We start from the raw sequence: 17,076 nt of genomic DNA, 5'->3' as shown, positions 1-17,076 counted from the left end.
GGTAGCAGAATGTTCTACAAGGCGTTGGTGCGTCCCTGGCTCTTCCAGGCCGATCCCGAAGCTGCCCATGAGCGGGCCTTGAACCTTGCCGCTTCACTGGGCCGCTACCGCATCGCTTGTGATGCCGTCGAGAGTCTTTTTGTGGTGGAGGATCGGCGGCTTCGCCAAACGGTGTTTGGGATTGAATTTCCGAATCCCGTTGGACTGGCCGCGGGCTACGACAAGAACGCGCTCGGGTTGGAACTCTGGCCGGCGTTGGGGTTTGGTTTTGTTGAGATCGGCAGCGTGACTTCCCGCGCGCAACCCGGCACAGAACCGCCCCGACTCTTTCGACAGGCCGAGCAGCGCGCGCTTATCAATCGTATGGGATTCAATAATGACGGTGCCGACGCGATCGCGGCACGCATTCGGCCCCCCCCGCACCGCATCCCTATCGGCGTCAATGTCGGGAAAAACCGTGAGGTGGATTTGGCACGTGCCGGCGAAAGCTATGCCGCCACTCTCCAGAAGCTTCATGACCGCGCGGATTTTTTTATCATTAATGTCAGTTCACCCAACACACCCGGCTTGCGAAAGTTACAGGACAAGGAAATGCTCGATGGCTTGCTGGCCAAGTTTCACGAAGAAATCCCCATCCTCTTGAAGATTGCGCCCGACCTGACTTTTGACCAAATCGATGACGTGATTACTCTGGTCCAGAAACACGGAATCGCCGGTATTGTCGCGACGAATACAACCGTCGATCATCCGACGCCGCCGGAGGGCGGATTGAGCGGCGCCCCGTTGCGAGTGCGGGCCACTGAATGTATTCGTCGCGTCTCACGTCAAACGCAGGGCAAGCTCCCGATCATTGGTGTCGGTGGCATTTTCACGGCGGAAGATGCCTACGAGAAAATCCGCGCGGGCGCGAGCCTGGTTGAAGTATGGACGGGGATGATCTACGAAGGTCCCGCCATTGTGCGAAACATCAATCGCGGATTGCTGCGATTGCTAGCACGCGATGGATTTGGGAGTATTGCCGAAGCCGTGGGAACGGAATGAACGACACGCTAAAACTTTGGCCGCACGCCTGGTCGTTGATTCGGGGCCAGCAGCGCGCCGCGCTGGCGGGGCTGGTGCTGACGCTGTTCAGCATCGCTGCGAGCCTGCTGCAGCCGTGGCCATTAAAAATCATTGTTGATAGCATTCTTGGTTCGACGCCCATGCCGTCGTCGTTGGCGGGATTTGCTGACAACAAGCCGGTGGCGTTGCTCGTCGTGTGCCTGGCGCTGCTGTTCATTGGTGTCGTGCGCGGCGGGTTGGGCGCGTGGAGCACGACGTATCTTGTGCGCGCGGGACTGCGGATGACGCAGGAGTTGCGGTTCCGCGTGTATGAACACCTCCAGAAACTGAGTCTGGTGTTCCATGACGGCCGCGCAGTCGGCGATTCGATTTACCGCGTGACGTGGGACACGTATTCCATCCAGACAATCTTCAACGGCGGCCTCATTCCGTTGGTGTCGTCCATTGCGACATTGACCGGGATGATGATCATCATGCTGCGCTTTGACGTCGTGCTGACGCTGCTGGCGCTGGCCGTTGCGCCCGCGCTGGCCCTGACCATCAAACATTACAATCGGTTGATGACGGACGTTTCGACCGAGTACCACACGCGCGAAAGCAAGGTTAGCGCGATGATCCAGGAGTCGCTGTCGGCCATCCGCACCATCCAGGCGTTTGCGCGCGAAGAAGACGAGGTGCGGCGCTTTAGTACGGGTGCGGCGCAAAGTGTGGACGCCAATGTGCGCATGACGAACGTGCAGGTGATGTCGTCGTTTGTTGTCGGGTTGATCACGGCGGTTGGCACAGCCGCAATGATTTGGGTCGGCGGCCAACGAGTGCTGGCGGGCCGGCTGAGCATCGGTGAACTACTCGTGTTCATCACGTACGTCGGGATGCTCTACGGGCCAATGAGCACGATTAGCGGAATCGCTACGGCGGTCCAGGGCGCGCTCACGCCATTCCGCCGCGTCGTCGAGATCCTCGAAACGAAGCCGACGATTCGCGACACGCCCGGCGCCCGACCGCTCACCCGCTGCGACGGCGTTATACGGTTCGAGAGCGTGTGGTTTGGTTACGTTTCGGACCATCCCGTCCTGAAGGGTGTCGACTTCGAAGCGCGGCCCGGTCAGGTGGTCGCGCTTGTGGGGCCGAGCGGGGTGGGGAAATCGACGCTGCTCAGCCTGTTGCTCCGTTTTTACGATCCGCAGAAAGGCCGCGTATTGCTCGATGGGCAGGATATTCGCGAGTTTCAGTATCGGTCGTTGCGGCGCCAGATCGGCATCGTGCCGCAGGAGCCGGTGTTGTTCTCGACCGCCGTGCGCGACAACATCGCGTACGGTCGGCCGGCGGCGACGCTGGACGAAATCATCGAGGCGGCGCGAGCGGCCGAGGCCGACGAGTTCATCCGGGCGATGCCGCAGGGGTACGACACGCCGATTGGCGAGCGTGGGGTGACGCTTTCTGGCGGACAGCGGCAACGTCTCGCGCTGGCGCGGGCGTTCCTGAAGAACTCGCCGATACTGATTCTCGACGAACCGACCGCCGCGCTCGATTCCGAGACGGAGGCGGCGGTGTTGCGTTCCTTGGAACGCTTGCGGCAGGGGCGGACGGTGTTTGTGGTAGCACATCGGTTATCGACCGTGCGGCAGGCGGATTTGCTGCTTGTCATGGAGGATGGGCAAATCGTTGAACGCGGCCGGCACGACGAGTTGGCGGCACGCGGTGGACATTACGCGCGGGTGTGCGAACTGCAGTTCGGAGCGTCGACACATTGAAGAAGGTTATCGTCACCAGCGCGTGGGGCGCAGGCTATCTCGAAGGGGGTGGGATGCAGTGGCTCAACCTGCATTACCTCGCGGGTTTACGGGCGCTGGGTTTCGAGCCGTTCTGGCTCGATGTTCTCGGTCCATCGAAGAAAGGCGCCCAACGCTCGCTCGACGAGATGGTCGATGGATTTCGCGCACAGTGCGAAGAATTCGGGTTCGGGGAAAACTGGGCGGTTCTCTACGACAACCGCGAGGTTTTTGGGATGACCGAGGGCTTGCTGCACTCGCTTTGCGGTGATGCAGTTTTGTTGATCAATCTTTGCGGCTCCTTGAAGAACGACGAGCTGCTGCGTCGCATCCAGCGCCGCGCGTATTTCGACCTTGATCCTGGTTTCACGCAAATCTGGGCGCACGAGTGGGACATGGATCTCAGCAAGCACAACCTCTTCTTCACCGTCGGCCTTAATATCGGGCAGCACGATTTTGTCATTCCCTTGCGCGGTATCGAATGGCAGCCGGTCATGCCACCCGTTGCGCTGGAATACTGGCCCGTGCAAACCGATACCAACGCGGCGAACTTCACGACGGTTGGCCAGTGGCGCGGCCAGTATGCCGTGTGGAAAGACGAGGTATACGGCCCGAAGAACGGTGAATTCCTGAAGTTCATCGAGCTGCCCCGCAGGACGCCACAGCCCATCGAGTTGGCGCTGCTGATCCATGAGACCGAGACGGATGATCTCGCGGCGTTGCGGAAGAACAATTGGCAGTTGGTGAATCCTCACGAAGCGGCGAATGGACGCGACGGCTTTCGTTCCTACGTCCAGCGATCGCGCGCGGAGTTCAGTGTGGCCAAGCACGGCTACGTGAAATCACAGAGCGGTTGGCTGAGCGACCGCACCGTGTGTTATCTTGCCTCCGGTCGGCCTGCGCTCGTGCAGGACACAGGCTTCGGCAAGCACTTCCCGATCGGCAAAGGGTTGCTTACGTTCACGACCCTTGAGGAAGCGGCGCAGGGCATTGAGTCAATCAATGCCGATTACGCTGCCCACAGCGCGGCTGCACGGAAGCTGGCAGAGGAGAAACTCGCCGCGCCGAAAGTTTTGCAGTCCATTCTGGAAAGAGCCGGCGTGAGATGAGGAAGTCGCAATGAGAAGACGGATTCTGTGTTCATTCAGTTGTCGTATCTTGGGCGCAGTGGCGAGCGTGCTGATTTGGGGGGCAATCCAAGTGACCGCGCAGACGGGGGCAAGCTATCGTGTGTCCGGTCGCGTCATTGACGGTATCACTTCTAGCGGTATCTCGAACGTGGAAGTTCAGCTCTACTATGTTCCGCTGGCCTCGAAGACCAACGACCTAACCACATTTGTCGCTACAAATGCCGATGTGAACGGCCACTACGAGTTTGATGGCCTGCCAGGCGAACTGGAAGGACATTTGCGCGTCCTCCAATTGCCCGTCGGTTATGTGACGCCGTTGAAGGAGACCGTGAGGCTGAGTAAGCTGAATCCGACTGATCAAGTGATCTTTCGCGCCGGACCGGCGGCGACACTGGCAGGCAATATCTCAGTCACAAACGGTACGGCCGCCCTCACAAATTTCACGGTTGAAGTGAATGACATGGTGGTGGACGTCGCGGCCGACGGTACATTTATCATCCCCGAGTTATCGGTTTACCAGCAAACCGCACGTCTGATCTATCAGGATGGCCAGTACTTCGACGAACGCGTGGTCTCGCTTCCGTTGATGACTACAAGGCATACCAATACGGTGCAGATTCTGTGGCATCAGCCGATGCACAAGCTCACCTCGGGCGGAATATTGAAGGATGCGAATCGCAATGTGTTGGCCGGTGCTCTTATTCAATTCCTCGGTCAGACGACGGGTGTGTTCGTCGGGATGAAGACCGATGGCAACGGCAAGTACGCGATCTACGACTTGCCAGCTGACCGCTACGCCGTGCGGGCCTTTGTTGGGCGATGGGGCATCGAGCAGCGTACGTTGAGCACCGCTGACAGTATATTGAGCGTGGGCAATAAGGCGGCGACAACGTCAATGCATTGAGAATTAACCGTAAAGGTTAATGGCTGTCTGCTGGAAACCACCCGGTTCGTTTGCTCTGAACTCGCTCAAAGTCTCTGCGCTAATGTATCCGGCCCCGGCGCTTTTCATTGCCAGCCTCTCCTCGCAGCAGCTAACATCCGCCGTGCACACGATAGCCAACGCCGCGCCCCAGGTCATCTTCGAGGATGACGAGCTGCTCGTGGTCGATAAGCCGGGCGGAATGGTCTGCCATTCGGCGCAACGGCCCGAGCACACTTCGCTTGCGGAATGGCTACGGGAACACGGGGTGCCAACACCGCGCATGATCAACCGTCTCGATCGCGAAACCAGCGGGCTGGTGGTTGTCGCGAAGAACGAGAGTGCGGCGAAAACTCTGGGCAAAGCGGTCTTGCGACGCGAGATTGAGAAGGAATACATCGCGATTTGCCAGGGTGAGTTTACGGAGGAAAGCGGCGTGATCGATCAACCGATTGGAGTGAGCGAAACTTCTGTTGTCTACACGAAGCGCATGGTGGATGGCGCGTCTGGCCAGCCCAGCCTGACGCGCTTTGCTATTGAGAAGCGGTTGCGTCATTTCACGGTTGTCAGGTTGATGCCGCGCACCGGACGGGCACACCAACTGCGTGTGCACATGGCGTGGCTCGGTCACCCTATCGTGGGCGACAAGGTGTACGGGCCGGACGAGACGCTGTATCTGCAATTCATCGAGCAGGGTGTGACGACCGAAATGCTGGAGAAACTATTGTTGCCACGGCACGCGCTGCACGCCGAGCGCGTTTCGTTCCTTCATCCGCGCACCCAGCAGCCCTGCGCCTTTCAAGCTCGCTTACCCGACGACATGAGGGTGTTCATCGAGGAGAATCTCTAAATGCGAGCGGTGATCCGGAACGCCCGCTTTCTGTGGTTGCTGTCCTCACAAATTGCGTTGACCCTCGGTGACGGGTTGATGCGCATGGGATTGGTGGAAGTGCTGTACAAACATCAGCACTTCGACAAACGTGTCGAGATCGCCAAGCTCTCTTTTGCAGTTGCCGTGCCGGGCCTGCTTTTCGGTCCCCTGGTGATGGTGGTCCTGGATCGGTGGCAACGCCGCAGTGTATTGATTGTTAGTGATGTCATCCGTGCAGTGGTCGTGCTCGCGATCGCCTTTTGGCTGCTTCCCCTGTTATCGGGCCAGGTTGAGAATCGCGGGCTGCAGTTGGTTTACTGGATGACAGGCGTGTTGGGGATCATCGCGACATTTTATTTGGCCGCGCGTTCCGCATTGCTGCCGAATCTGGTGGACACGGATGAACTTGTCCACGCGAATACGATTTTTGGCATCACTCTGGCACTCGCCACCGTGGGCGGAATCACCCTCGGTGGATTGATCGCCGAAAAAGTGGGGGTGCTGACGACCGTGCTGGCCAACGTCGCAATGTGCCTGGTCAGCGCGGGATTCCTCTGGAAGATCCGGATGGTGCCCCATGCGACGACCGCGACCCAATATCCCGGGACCCGCAACGGTTGGACTGAATTGCGAATTGGTCTTGAATACTTGTGGACGCATCCCACGGCCACGCCGTTGGTGATGTTGAATGGTGTCTTCATGTTTATCGTCGGCATTCTGGCGGTGGTATTCGTCGGCTACGCGATGGACACCTTGCGACTCACCACCAGCCAGGTCGGCTACCTGGCCCTGGCTGGTGGCGCGGGCGCGGCCGCGGGTATTGGGTCATTGAGTACGGAACACCGCTGGACAAAATCGACCTGGTTCCCTGTGGCCCACCTGGTCATCATGGGTGGCGCGCTCATGATGTTGGCGCTTACCGTGCGCATCTGGATTGCCACAATCGGCATCGTCGTGCTTGGCGGGGTTATCGCAACCATGTTGATTTACTTTGATGCCCGGCTCCAGGCGCAGGTCGAAGACGCGCGGCGGGGCGCCGTGTTTGCGGCGCGGGGAATGTTGACCTCGGCCACCATGATCGTGGCGTTCTGGCTGCAGTTTGGAACGGATCTCTTTCGTCGCACCTCGGCGCCATCAGTCTTCTTCTGGCTGGGTGTGGGGTCAATGGTGGTGGCGGTGCTGGCCGGGGTGATGGTGCAAACGCGAAAACAATCGGCGGCGACGGGCACAGTAGCTTGACCCCACTGCCGGGTCTGGGTAGAGTTTTGCTGCGGACAGCCGCGCGACAGAACCGTACAGGAACGAATGCTGCAATACGTCCTCCGTTTCGTGGCGGGCAAGGACCAGGGCCGTGAGTTTCCTTTGCCGCCGGATTTGACCATCGTGATCGGTCGTGTCAACGATGCCGATCTTTTGTTGCTCGACGAGAAGATCTCGCGCAAGCACGCGAAAATCTCCACCCACAAGGGCCGGGTCATGATTGAGGACCTGGCCTCCAGAAACGGTACCTTCGTAAATGGCGTGCGGATCCGCAGCATGGAACTTCAGGAGGGCGACAAAATCGTTATTGGCTCATCCACCATGCAACTGGCTTCCGTCAGTGAAGTCGGGTCGCGGCCACCGCTGCCCCGAATTGTGACGGGATCGCCGGCACCTGCCGGCGCGCCCACCGCGCTTTCGCCGCTTATCTCCGGCTCGATCCACGAGATGCCGCTGCCCGATCTGCTGCAACTCTTCTCCAGTTCCCGCAAGAGCGGCGTGTTGACGATTCGGTCCGACCAGGGGATCGGCAAGATTTACCTGCGCGACGGCCAGGTCTATTACGCCGAGATTGAAGGCAATCCGCTGGTGCGGCTGTACAAAGCGTTTTATCGCATGTTCCGCTGGAAGGAGGGAACGTTTGATCTGCAACCAATTGGCGATCACAGCGTAACGGAGGAGATCACCGAGAGCACGACATCGCTCATGCTGGAAGGGCTGCGCCAGCTGGACGAAATCCACATCCTTGAACCCAAATTGCCGCGGCCCGGAACGCGATTGAAAGCGACGGAACAAATGCCCGGCAACCTCCGCGATCTCGCCACCGAAGAGATTCAATTGTTCCAGCTCATCCTGCACAACGGAACGCTGGAGACCGTGATCGACAGTTTTCCCGGCACGGACTTCGAGGCCTACACGTGCCTGCTGGGGTTGATGAAGCGCGGCTTTGTGACGTTCTAAAATCGGAAATAGCGTCGGACGGCACGGATGAAGGACATGATTACGAAAAACGAACGGACCTCTTTTCCCCTTGGTCTTATTGTAAGTTGAGATTTGCAGTAGGGTGAGGAACTAACACATGTTTAATTACTTGGATGGACAGCCAATGAACGTTGGCGATCATGTGCTGGTAGATGGCAAGACCAAGGCGGTAGTCGAGGCGATTGTCGTACCGGGCACGCCCCTAGGTGAGGCGTTAGGCTACCGTGATAGCCCAAGATTTCTTCTCCGCTATGAAAATGATTTACTGGTTGAAGAGGATAGCACCGATTACGATTTAGTACTGCTTAGTCGTGCCGACCAATAAGCGAATTCAGACCGTTGCACCAGCTAAAGGTTCCAAAACCGAACCGACGCCTCTGTTGACCCGGCGCTAGCCGGACTTCTTGCGAAACGGGGAGTGCAGGTTGAAATAGATTCCACAGAGCGGGCGGGCGTCTTCATTTTGACTGAGCATGATGGTCACATGGCGATCCAGGGCGATACCGTGACGCAGGCCGGGGGCGCGGTTCTGGAAAGCCGTGATCGCTTTGGCCATCAGTGATTGCAGACTCTTGAGAAATTCATCGGGCGTCTTTTCCATGCACACCACGAACTTGTCGTAGCTCTTCACCGCGGCGGCAATCTCGTGTTGGAAGTCGTCCGTTTGCAATTCCATTATGGCCTGATTATGAACACACCCGCGCCTCCCGGCAAGACGGCAACCAAAATCATTTGAATCGGTTCGGGGCGTGGTATCATGCCGAGGGTCGGCTTCGTAAACTGCACGGCGTCAAAAGGTGGCTGCACCATGAGCGAAAAGAAAACGCAGATCATCATCCTTGGCGGCGGCTTTGGCGGGATGTATTGCGCGTTGGAACTGGAAAAGGCCCTGGCGCGCGGCCTGAACGCCGACGTGGTGCTCGTGAACAAGGAGAACTTCTTCCTGTTCACGCCGATGCTCCATGAAGTGGCGGCGAGCGATCTCGACATTACCAACATCGTCAATCCTGTTCGCAGACTTCTGCGGCGCGTGAAGTTTTTCGACGGCGACGTCGAATATATTGATCTCACCAGGAAGCGCGTGGGGGTGTCGCACGGGCCGGAGCATCATCATCACGATCTGGACTACGATCATCTGGTGGTGGCGCTGGGGACTGTGACGAATTTTTATGGGATTCCCGGCCTGGAGCAACGGGCGTTGACAATGAAATCGCTCGGCGACGCCATTTACCTGCGCAATAAACTCATCGAAAATTTGGAAGTGGCCGATTTCGACTGCTGTGCGGCGGACCGCAACCCGCTGCTGACCATCGTGGTTGCCGGCGGCGGTTTTTCCGGAGTGGAAACCATTGCCTCCGTGAACGATTTTCTGCGCGCAGCGATACGTTTCTATCCCAACCTGCGGGAAGACATGCTGCGGCTGGTACTGGTGCATCCTGGCGCGGTCATCCTGCCGGAGCTCGGCGAGAAACTCGGACGCTACGCTCAGGAGAAGTTGAAGATGCGCGGCGTGGAGATCCGCGGGAACACCAAGGTTGCGAGCGTGACCGAACGCGGCGTGAAACTGACCGACGGCGACTGTATCGACACGTTCAACATCGTCTGGACGGCGGGCACTTCCCCGAACCCGCACCTGGGTGCACTGCCCTGCCTGAAGGAGCGCGGCCGGGTGTGCGTGAATGAGTACCTGGAGGTCGCCGACTGGCCGGGCGTGTGGTCGCTCGGCGACTGCGCGACGGTTCCCGATCTCACCACGGGCAAGACCTGTCCGCCCACGGCCCAACACGCACTGCGCCAGGGCCGGGTGCTCGCGCACAATATCGTGGCGACGATTCGCGGCGGAAAGAAAAAAGCGTTTCGCTTCAAGACGCTCGGGGCCATGGCGAGCATCGGACGCCGCGCGGGCGTGGCGGAGGTGTTTGGTTTCCAGTTCTCCGGTTTCGTTGCGTGGTGGATGTGGCGGACGATCTACCTCAGCAAACTGCCGCGCTTTGAAAAGAAGTTCCGCGTCGCGCTGGATTGGACACTGGATTTACTGTTCCACAAAGACCTGGTCCAATTCCAGACCCTGCGGACGAAAGGCGTTTCGCACAAGGAAGCGGAACCGCCAAAATTGGAGAAGGCTACGGAATGATATCCACTCGTCCTTCCTTGGCGTATCTGCTTGCGGCCTGTCTCGAAAATGGCATAGTACATTTTGCTTGGTTACCAGCACTGGAGTGACCAGCCGGGCGCCTGTAGCTCAGTTGGATAGAGCATCGGATTTCTAAGTCAACCAGAAAAACCCGTCAAATTCTTTACTCCTCCTCAACGGTCATCAGAGCCCTGCAAAATAAGGCAAGCATGTTGATGTCGCATCGGTCGCCTTCATCAACAATCATCAGAAATCATCAGAGATTTTTCTGCCGGGTGACAAGTTAGGGTGACAGGTGTTCGACTTGTGCACCTCAGTCAATATCCAGTCACCAGACAATTGCTATAGATCATCTATGGGATAAAGCCTCACTAAATTGGAACTGACACTTAGGAGGAAGGCCGATTGTTTTCCTGCACTACGCAGGCTCTTCATGGGCCGGGTGCAGGCCGTATTGGATCAACTTGGCGCGCATCGTGGGGCGCGAAATGCCGAGCCACTGGGCGGCCCTGGCTTGGTTGCCTTCGGCCAGGGCCATGGCTTGTACACACAACTCGCGTTCGGCGGCCTCCACCAACACGCCGTGGGCGTTTTCAAATTCGCCGTGCGTAGCCCGCTGGAGCAACTCGGAAACGTAGGCCGCCATCGACTGGTCGGTGGTGGGGTGCGGCGGTTCAGTCGGGGTCAGGGCTTGACGGACATTGTCGAGGCCGATGTTGTAGCCACGCGCCGACAGCAGCGCTTTGCGCGTGACGTTTTCCAGTTCGCGGACGTTACCAGGCCAGGATTGCTGTTGAAGAAACTGGAGCGCGTCGTCGGAAATCGTCGCGTTGGGTGTGCCGAGATCGGTGCCGTGTCGTTGGAGGAAGTAACGGGTCAGATCGGGGATGTCTTCACGCCGATCACGCAACGGTGGCAGCATGATCACGGCGATGTTGAGTCGGTAGTACAGGTCTTCGCGAAAACTGTTGTCCTTGATGGCCTGCTCCAGGTCGCGGTGCGTGGCGGCGATGATGCGTACATCGACCGGTATCGTTTCCTTGCCGCCGAGACGTTGGACGGTTTTTTCCTGGAGCACGCGCAACAGACTCGCCTGGCTTTTCGGGGTCATATCGCCGATCTCGTCAAGAAAGACCGTGCCCAGGTTGGCTTGTTCGAAGCGGCCGATCCGTCGGGCGACCGCACCGGTGAAAGCGCCTTGTTCGTGGCCGAACAGTTCGCTTTCCAGCAGCGTCTCGGGGATGGTGACGCAACTGACGACAATGAACGGTTGGGCGAGGCGGTTGCTGTGTTGGAAGATCGCGCGCGCCACGAGTTCCTTGCCGGTGCCTGTCTCCCCGCGGATCAGAACGGTGATGGGCTTGTCGGCGAGGCGACCGATGTCTTTATAGACGGCTTGCATAGCGAGGCTGTTGCCGACCAGCGCGTCCTTGGCGGAAGTGGCCTGGCCAAGTTCAACGGGGTGGGAAACGAAACGCGCGCTGGCGACAGCCCTGGCGATCAACTCGATCAGGCGCGCAAAGTCGAACGGCTTGAGGAAGTAGTCGTAAGCGCCGAGTTGGGTCGCTTCGATCGCGGTCTCGGTCGTGTGGTGCGCGGTCATGACGATGATCGGCAGATGCGGGTTGACGGCGTGGAGTTTGTGAATGAGGTCGAGCCCGGCTTTCTCATCGATCCCGTCCGCGCCGGGCAGTTGCAGATCAGTGAGAACGACGTCCACGGGGATTTTCCCGACACGGACCAGGCCGGCGTCCGCACTTGGAGCGATCTCGACCGTGTAGCCTTCCTGTTGCAACACGTTTTCGACCGAATGGGCGAGCTCCTGGTCGTCTTCAATAATCAAGATGGTCGCTGGAGAATTCATGAGGTCGGTTTATGGCAGGGCAGTACGATGCCGAAGGTCGCTCCTCGACCGTGTTGGGAACGAATCACGAGCGTGCCACCGTGCTTATCAATAATCGCAGCGGCGTTAGACAGGCCCAATCCCGTGCCGTGTTCCTTCGTGGTGAAGAAGGGGTCAAACAATCGAGCTTGCACTGCCGGCGGAATGCCAGGGCCGGTGTCCTGAACTTCCAGTATGACCACATCGGTAAAGTGATCGTTCAGCCGACACGTGTCACGGCGGGCGCGCAAGGTGATCATGCCGCCCTTGCCGATGCTCTCGGCGGCGTTGCGGACGAGATTGATGAGCACCTGCTTCAACTGCCCTGTGTCGGCGAGAAAGGGCGCGTCCACCATGGCCTCGGTCCGCAACTGAATAGACTGTTTTTCACACTGTGGCCGGAAGAGTTCGCTGACGTCGCTCAGAAGCGTCTCGGCGGACATTGGCACGAGATTCGGGGTTGCCGGCCGGGACAAGATGAGGAAATCCGTCACGATTCGATCTAGCCGGTTGATTTCGTTGTCGATGATGGTGGCGTCCTGGTATTCGGATGAGCCGCGGATGAGGGTTCTTTGCAGGGTGAAAATCCGGGCCTTGATAGTCGTCAGCGGGGTGCGGATTTCGTGGGCAACGCCCGCTGCATGCTTGCCGAAGGTGACCAGCTTCCTTTGCCCTTCAACGATCGCATCGCTATCGCTCAGCTTCGAGCGCAGCGGCGACACGACACGTCGATATAGCACCATCATCAACCACGCCAGCATCCCAGCCATCACCAGCAAGGACACGCGCATCAAACGACGAAATGCCGGAAACCATGGTTTTGATCCGCTCAAGAACAATTGGATAGTTTGTCCTTCTGCGCGTGCCTGGCTACCGAGAACCGCGAGACGCAGCGACTGAGTTTGCACCAGCTCCAGGTTGGTCAGTTTCTGGTCCTGATTGGCCGCGAGACCTGTAGCGGGGGACACCTTCTGGGCTGTCACCATGTAATCATCGAACGCACGCTCGATATTCATTAACAGTGTGTTCAAGTCAGTCGTGAGCATGACCGGCTGGATCTGGATGACCTTGGCTCCGGCGAAGGTGGACCTTTGCTGGGCGATCCACACTTTCAAGGCCCGGCTCTTGAGTTGGAATCCATCCCAATCCGCTCGCTCGCCCCGGACGACATAACGCAACAGCGCACCGTTTAACTCCTCTACGGCCGATTGGAGATGATCGGCCACCACAAAATACTCATCGGTCCGCACGTTTCCGCCGACCACCTGAACGGCTTGAAATGTCTCATAGGCCTCCCAGCCGATGACGCTCAGCGCCACCAGCAGCAGGAAGTCAAACACACCCAGACGCAAATGACGGATCGAGGGCAAGTCGTCAACCTTGGAGTTTCGCCGCTTGATCAACCACGGCGCGACGCTCGGCAGTTTCATCCACCACCCGCATGATGTCGCCCCACTGCCCCGGCGACGGCACGGATCTCACATCATGGCCATGAAATGCAGCTAGCAATTTGTGGAGGGAGTTTAACATCAAGCCCGTGTGCGTGGCGGACGCATCGTCGCTGTCACGGGTGGCTTCATATAACGGCCAGTCGTACTGTTTCATCATCTTTCCTATCGCGGCCAACACGTCACCCCACTCGTCGCGGGACGGTGTGTGCCATGATTGGAATGCCTCGCAATCCAACAACGCACAGGCGAGTTCGTATGGTTTGTTGAGCAACCGGCCGAATTCCTCCCGTCGGATCTGATTGGTCGCCACAGAAGCCTACTTTGGGAGTGGAGGGTTGATAACATCCATGTAATCAACCCCCGGTCCCCCCGACGACTCAGGCGTTTTTGGGGCCGGCTACAAGCAACACGAGTCCACCGGCCAACATGAGCGCGCCAGCAATCGGGGGGATGAAGTGGCTGTGGGTGGTCTCGATGTGCGCCCCGAGGAATTCGATGGGTTTACCCGGGGTCTTGTACGTGATGCCCGAGTAGGCGAGCACCACGATGCCGAGGGCGACCAGGATCATTGCGATCATCTTTGTATTCATGAGATCTCCAGTTTCTTTGCTTCGATTGACTGTGGCTTATATGGGCCTTCGGCCCTGAATGACATTGACCAGGATCATGATCACGGCAATGACCAACAGCACGTGAACAAACCCGCCCATCGTGTAACTGGTCACCAGTCCCAGCAACCATAGAACAATTAGTACTACCGCGATTGTGTACAACATGTGATTCTCCGTTTGGTTTGATTCACTACCGACCGGTGCGGGCAATCATGACCTCTTCACCAGCCGGCAATGAGTTAATGTCTACTTGTTACTGGATACGGTCGCTTCAATGGTCATGTTGTTGACCACGCTCTTCACACCGTTGATGTCCGTGACGAGCTTGGTAACCAGAGCCTTCTCGGCATCGTTCTTGGCTGTGCCACCCACCGTGACCACGCCCTCGGTTGTTGTGACCTTGGTGTTGAGTACACTGGTTGAATGGTGTGACAACAACGATCCCTTGACCTGGGCAGTGATCGACGCATCATCGATTTTTTGGCCGATTGTTTCGTCGACCTTCGCCGGGGTCGTCGCCACCGTCATTTCATTTTTCACGCTTTTGACACCATCGACGTCCTTGGCGTACTCGGTAGTGAGTTCCTTTTGGGCATCAGTGGCGGCTTCGCCTTTCAACGTGACGTTTCCATCTTTCAGGTAAACTTCCGTGGCCGAAGCGCTCACATTGCGGTGGAACAGGAGCGCGGATTTCACTTTCATACTGATCCATGTATCCGAACTCTCGGCCGGACTCTCTCCGGTGACTTTGATCCGATTGTCCACGCTCGTAACGCCCGGCAACGCTTCGGCGACGTCCTGCGCCATCGGCTTGTGCGACGCGTCGGCCACGGCGCCCGACAAGGTGACGACTCCGTCTTTGGAGCTGATTTTGATATGTTCGTCCTTCAGATACGTCTTATACACGTAGGTCTTCTTGAACGATGCGTCGATGCGATCATCCGTCTCGGATGCGCGCACAGGCCCGCTGGTGAACACCAGCACGGCGGTGAATGCCAGAACTCCCGCAGCCATGGCGAGCGCCAACGGGTAGTTTGTCTTAATTACTTTCCTCATACTTAACATCTTTCTGTTGTTACTACTTTGGGTTGAGAGTACGCTACGCGACGAGCGGATTGTCTGCTATAAGGCAGAACCCTACCTCGATGGCTCACTGCCGTTCGCCTATCCTTTATGTGTGCCCATTAACGGCGGGGCCGGTCGTTCCACAGGGCAAAGGCAACGCACCGAGACAGATGATCCATCCCGGCGCGTTGCGAGTTTTGCTTCTGACGTTAGGTAGTCGCTACGTCTTCATGATACTGCGACCGGCGGGACGGTTTTTGACCATCCCTTTTCCACCACGGCCCTTCGCCGCGCGACCTTTGGCTGCCGTCATTCGGCCGCCTCTGCTTTTCTTTGCCATTTGCCATCACCTTCTTTCGTCCATGGGACTTTTTTCCATCCCCAGATCTATGGGGTGGGAACTGTAATGGTGTTGTTGTCCATAGTAACCGCGCCAACCCGTGCCAGTGCCCGGCCTTCCAGCGTTGCGCCGGTCGTCAGCGAGATGGATTGATCCGCCATGACGGTCCCCTTAAACACAGAGGTTGTTCCCAGAGTCGCAGAACTGCCGACCTGCCAGAAAACGTTGGCCGCCTTCGCGCCGCCGCTCAGGATCACCTGGCGTCCCGCCGTCGTAGTCAGGGTGGTCGCCATCTGGAAGATGAAGATCGCATTCGCGTCGCCCTTGGCGTCGAGCGTGAGGTCCCCGGACGAGATTTCGAGCGAGGAAGTGGATTTATAGAGACCCGGGGCGAGGGTTTGCCCGCCGAGATTTCCGGCTACAGTGACTGCGCCGACGGTTCGTCCCTTGGCATCGTTAAACGCGGTGGTCAGGTCGAGTTGCGCCTGGGCAGCGGCAGGATCGCCCGCGTGGACCGCGCCGGTCACAATCCCCGGTCCGGCATCAACGATAAAGAATCCAGTCACTGAAGTGCCGGGGCTCACCCCAAGATCCCCGTTGTTCGTGGTCGTTCCGACGCTGGTGACCGTGGAGCCCGCCAAAGCCGCGAAGGAATTGGCCGATCGAAGGGCTACCGCCGCTTGACCTTCCGTTGGGATTCCCACTCCGCCACTTCCGCCGCCGGCTGTCAGGATGAGGTTGCCGTCAAGATCTGTCAGTGCCAGCGCGTGGATATCGAGCACGTTCGGCGCACCCGGAGGCAGGGCCGTCAGCTTCAGGTTGCCCGAACTGTCTGTGGAATTCGTTTGAGCAGCGTTTCCATTAATTGTTAGCACGTAGTCCGTCGACGGGGTCAATCCCGAAGCGGTCAACTGAAACTGGGTAGAGGTCGTAGTGGCCTTGATCTGCAGCGACCCGACCGCGGCGGGAATAAACCCGGTATTATCCAGGTCACGTTTGACCAAATACTGCAGCTTGTTCGGATCGGTCAGATCCGCCTGCAGAACCGTCTGCGTGCTGCTATTGACGATGTCCAGTTCACGGACGTTTCTGAGCGGGTTCAGCGCGTCCGGGAGAGGATGCTGACTGGGACTGGGGTTTCCCGTGGCCTTTTTCACATACGTGACCTTAAAGGCGCCTTTCGAATCCGTGGTGAACTCCGCCACGCTCGTTGAGTTGGTGTCATCGCCGATGAAGGCGTCCAACTGATACGTCGTGCTGGGACTCAGGTTGGCCAGCGAAATCTTGAGCTGTTGGTTATTGGCGTTCCCCTGTTGGCTGAGTTTACCGGTGACGTTGCCGCTGGCATCAGGTTCGACGCCGCTGTTCGTCATGACCGACGTGAAATTGAAGTGGAGAATACTCGTCCCACCCTGCTTGGCGATCGCGTCAGCGCGCGGGAACATCACGGCCCCTGCAAGGGCAAGGCCCGTTAGGATCCGTTTCGTTCGGTTCGTTACCAATGTCAGCGGATAGTTTGTCTTATTTACTTTCATTATGCTTCAGATCTTTCTGTTGTTACATCTTTGGGTTGGAGATACGTTACGCACTGGGCG

Annotated in this window: 17 protein-coding genes; 9 read left to right on the top strand and 8 right to left on the bottom strand. The window is 58.1% G+C overall.

Features of this window, described 5'->3' with window-relative positions; all coding sequences use genetic code 11:
• Positions 1–9: 9 nt before the first annotated feature.
• The 8 genes from VNL17_10735 to VNL17_10700 all read left to right on the top strand — a co-directional run bounded on the left by VNL17_10735 (position 10) and on the right by VNL17_10700 (position 8,323).
• Complete coding sequence (locus tag VNL17_10735; protein ID HXI84551.1) at positions 10–1,041, top strand: quinone-dependent dihydroorotate dehydrogenase; 1,032 nt, start codon at positions 10–12, stop codon at positions 1,039–1,041.
• Positions 1,038–2,816 carry an ABC transporter ATP-binding protein gene (locus VNL17_10730; protein HXI84550.1) on the top strand — a complete coding sequence of 593 codons (1,779 nt, stop codon included), beginning with the start codon at positions 1,038–1,040 and terminating at the stop codon, positions 2,814–2,816. The genes VNL17_10735 and VNL17_10730 overlap by 4 nt, the downstream gene beginning before the upstream one ends.
• A complete protein-coding gene (locus VNL17_10725) occupies positions 2,813–3,943 on the top strand; it encodes a hypothetical protein (protein HXI84549.1) in 1,131 nt (376 codons plus the stop codon). Before VNL17_10730 ends, VNL17_10725 begins: the two co-directional genes overlap by 4 nt.
• A 10-nt stretch (positions 3,944–3,953) precedes the next feature.
• A complete protein-coding gene (locus VNL17_10720) occupies positions 3,954–4,868 on the top strand; it encodes a carboxypeptidase-like regulatory domain-containing protein (GenBank protein HXI84548.1) in 915 nt (304 codons plus the stop codon).
• 82 nt (positions 4,869–4,950) lie between these two features.
• Entirely contained in the window at positions 4,951–5,736 is a 786-nt protein-coding gene (locus VNL17_10715; protein ID HXI84547.1) for an RluA family pseudouridine synthase, read from the top strand.
• Positions 5,737–6,996 carry an MFS transporter gene (locus tag VNL17_10710; GenBank protein ID HXI84546.1) on the top strand — a complete coding sequence of 420 codons (1,260 nt, stop codon included), beginning with the start codon at positions 5,737–5,739 and terminating at the stop codon, positions 6,994–6,996.
• Between the two features lie 66 nt (positions 6,997–7,062).
• Positions 7,063–7,977: a DUF4388 domain-containing protein gene (locus VNL17_10705; GenBank protein HXI84545.1), complete on the top strand. Its 915-nt coding sequence runs from the start codon at positions 7,063–7,065 to the stop codon at positions 7,975–7,977.
• A 118-nt stretch (positions 7,978–8,095) separates the two neighbouring features.
• Entirely contained in the window at positions 8,096–8,323 is a 228-nt protein-coding gene (locus VNL17_10700) for a hypothetical protein (protein HXI84544.1), read from the top strand.
• Positions 8,324–8,389: 66 nt separating this feature from the next.
• Here VNL17_10700 and VNL17_10695 read toward each other — a convergent pair whose 3' ends face one another.
• On the bottom strand, positions 8,390–8,674 hold the full coding sequence (locus VNL17_10695) for a hypothetical protein (GenBank protein ID HXI84543.1): 285 nt from the start codon (positions 8,672–8,674) through the stop codon (positions 8,390–8,392).
• Between the two features lie 132 nt (positions 8,675–8,806).
• On the opposite strand from VNL17_10695, the gene VNL17_10690 reads away from it, so the two are divergent.
• Complete coding sequence (locus VNL17_10690) at positions 8,807–10,132, top strand: NAD(P)/FAD-dependent oxidoreductase (protein ID HXI84542.1); 1,326 nt, start codon at positions 8,807–8,809, stop codon at positions 10,130–10,132.
• A gap of 418 nt (positions 10,133–10,550) precedes the next feature.
• Here the strand turns inward: VNL17_10690 and VNL17_10685 are convergent, their stop codons facing one another.
• The 7 genes from VNL17_10685 to VNL17_10655 form a co-directional block, all read right to left on the bottom strand.
• Positions 10,551–11,996: a sigma-54 dependent transcriptional regulator gene (locus tag VNL17_10685; GenBank protein HXI84541.1), complete on the bottom strand. Its 1,446-nt coding sequence runs from the start codon at positions 11,994–11,996 to the stop codon at positions 10,551–10,553.
• Positions 11,993–13,444 carry an ATP-binding protein gene (locus VNL17_10680; GenBank protein HXI84540.1) on the bottom strand — a complete coding sequence of 484 codons (1,452 nt, stop codon included), beginning with the start codon at positions 13,442–13,444 and terminating at the stop codon, positions 11,993–11,995. Before VNL17_10680 ends, VNL17_10685 begins: the two co-directional genes overlap by 4 nt.
• Complete coding sequence (locus tag VNL17_10675; GenBank protein ID HXI84539.1) at positions 13,389–13,775, bottom strand: hypothetical protein; 387 nt, start codon at positions 13,773–13,775, stop codon at positions 13,389–13,391. The genes VNL17_10680 and VNL17_10675 overlap by 56 nt, the downstream gene beginning before the upstream one ends.
• Positions 13,776–13,842: 67 nt before the next feature.
• Positions 13,843–14,055 (bottom strand): DUF3185 domain-containing protein, encoded by a 213-nt coding sequence (locus VNL17_10670; GenBank protein ID HXI84538.1) that lies wholly within the window; start codon positions 14,053–14,055, stop codon positions 13,843–13,845.
• 36 nt (positions 14,056–14,091) lie between these two features.
• The gene (locus VNL17_10665) at positions 14,092–14,241 is read right to left on the bottom strand and encodes a lmo0937 family membrane protein (GenBank protein ID HXI84537.1); all 150 of its coding nucleotides are present in this window, start codon (positions 14,239–14,241) and stop codon (positions 14,092–14,094) included.
• 81 nt (positions 14,242–14,322) lie between these two features.
• A complete protein-coding gene (locus VNL17_10660) occupies positions 14,323–15,132 on the bottom strand; it encodes a BON domain-containing protein (protein HXI84536.1) in 810 nt (269 codons plus the stop codon).
• A 396-nt stretch (positions 15,133–15,528) separates the two neighbouring features.
• Entirely contained in the window at positions 15,529–17,016 is a 1,488-nt protein-coding gene (locus tag VNL17_10655) for an ice-binding family protein (protein HXI84535.1), read from the bottom strand.
• Between the last annotated feature and the right edge of the window lie 60 nt (positions 17,017–17,076).

The sequence above is a fragment of the Verrucomicrobiia bacterium genome (assembly GCA_035577545.1).
GTDB lineage: Bacteria > Verrucomicrobiota > Verrucomicrobiia > Palsa-1439 > Palsa-1439 > Palsa-1439.
The sequence above is the reverse complement of the archived record's forward strand: the minus strand, read 5'-3'. Positions and strand labels throughout refer to the sequence as shown.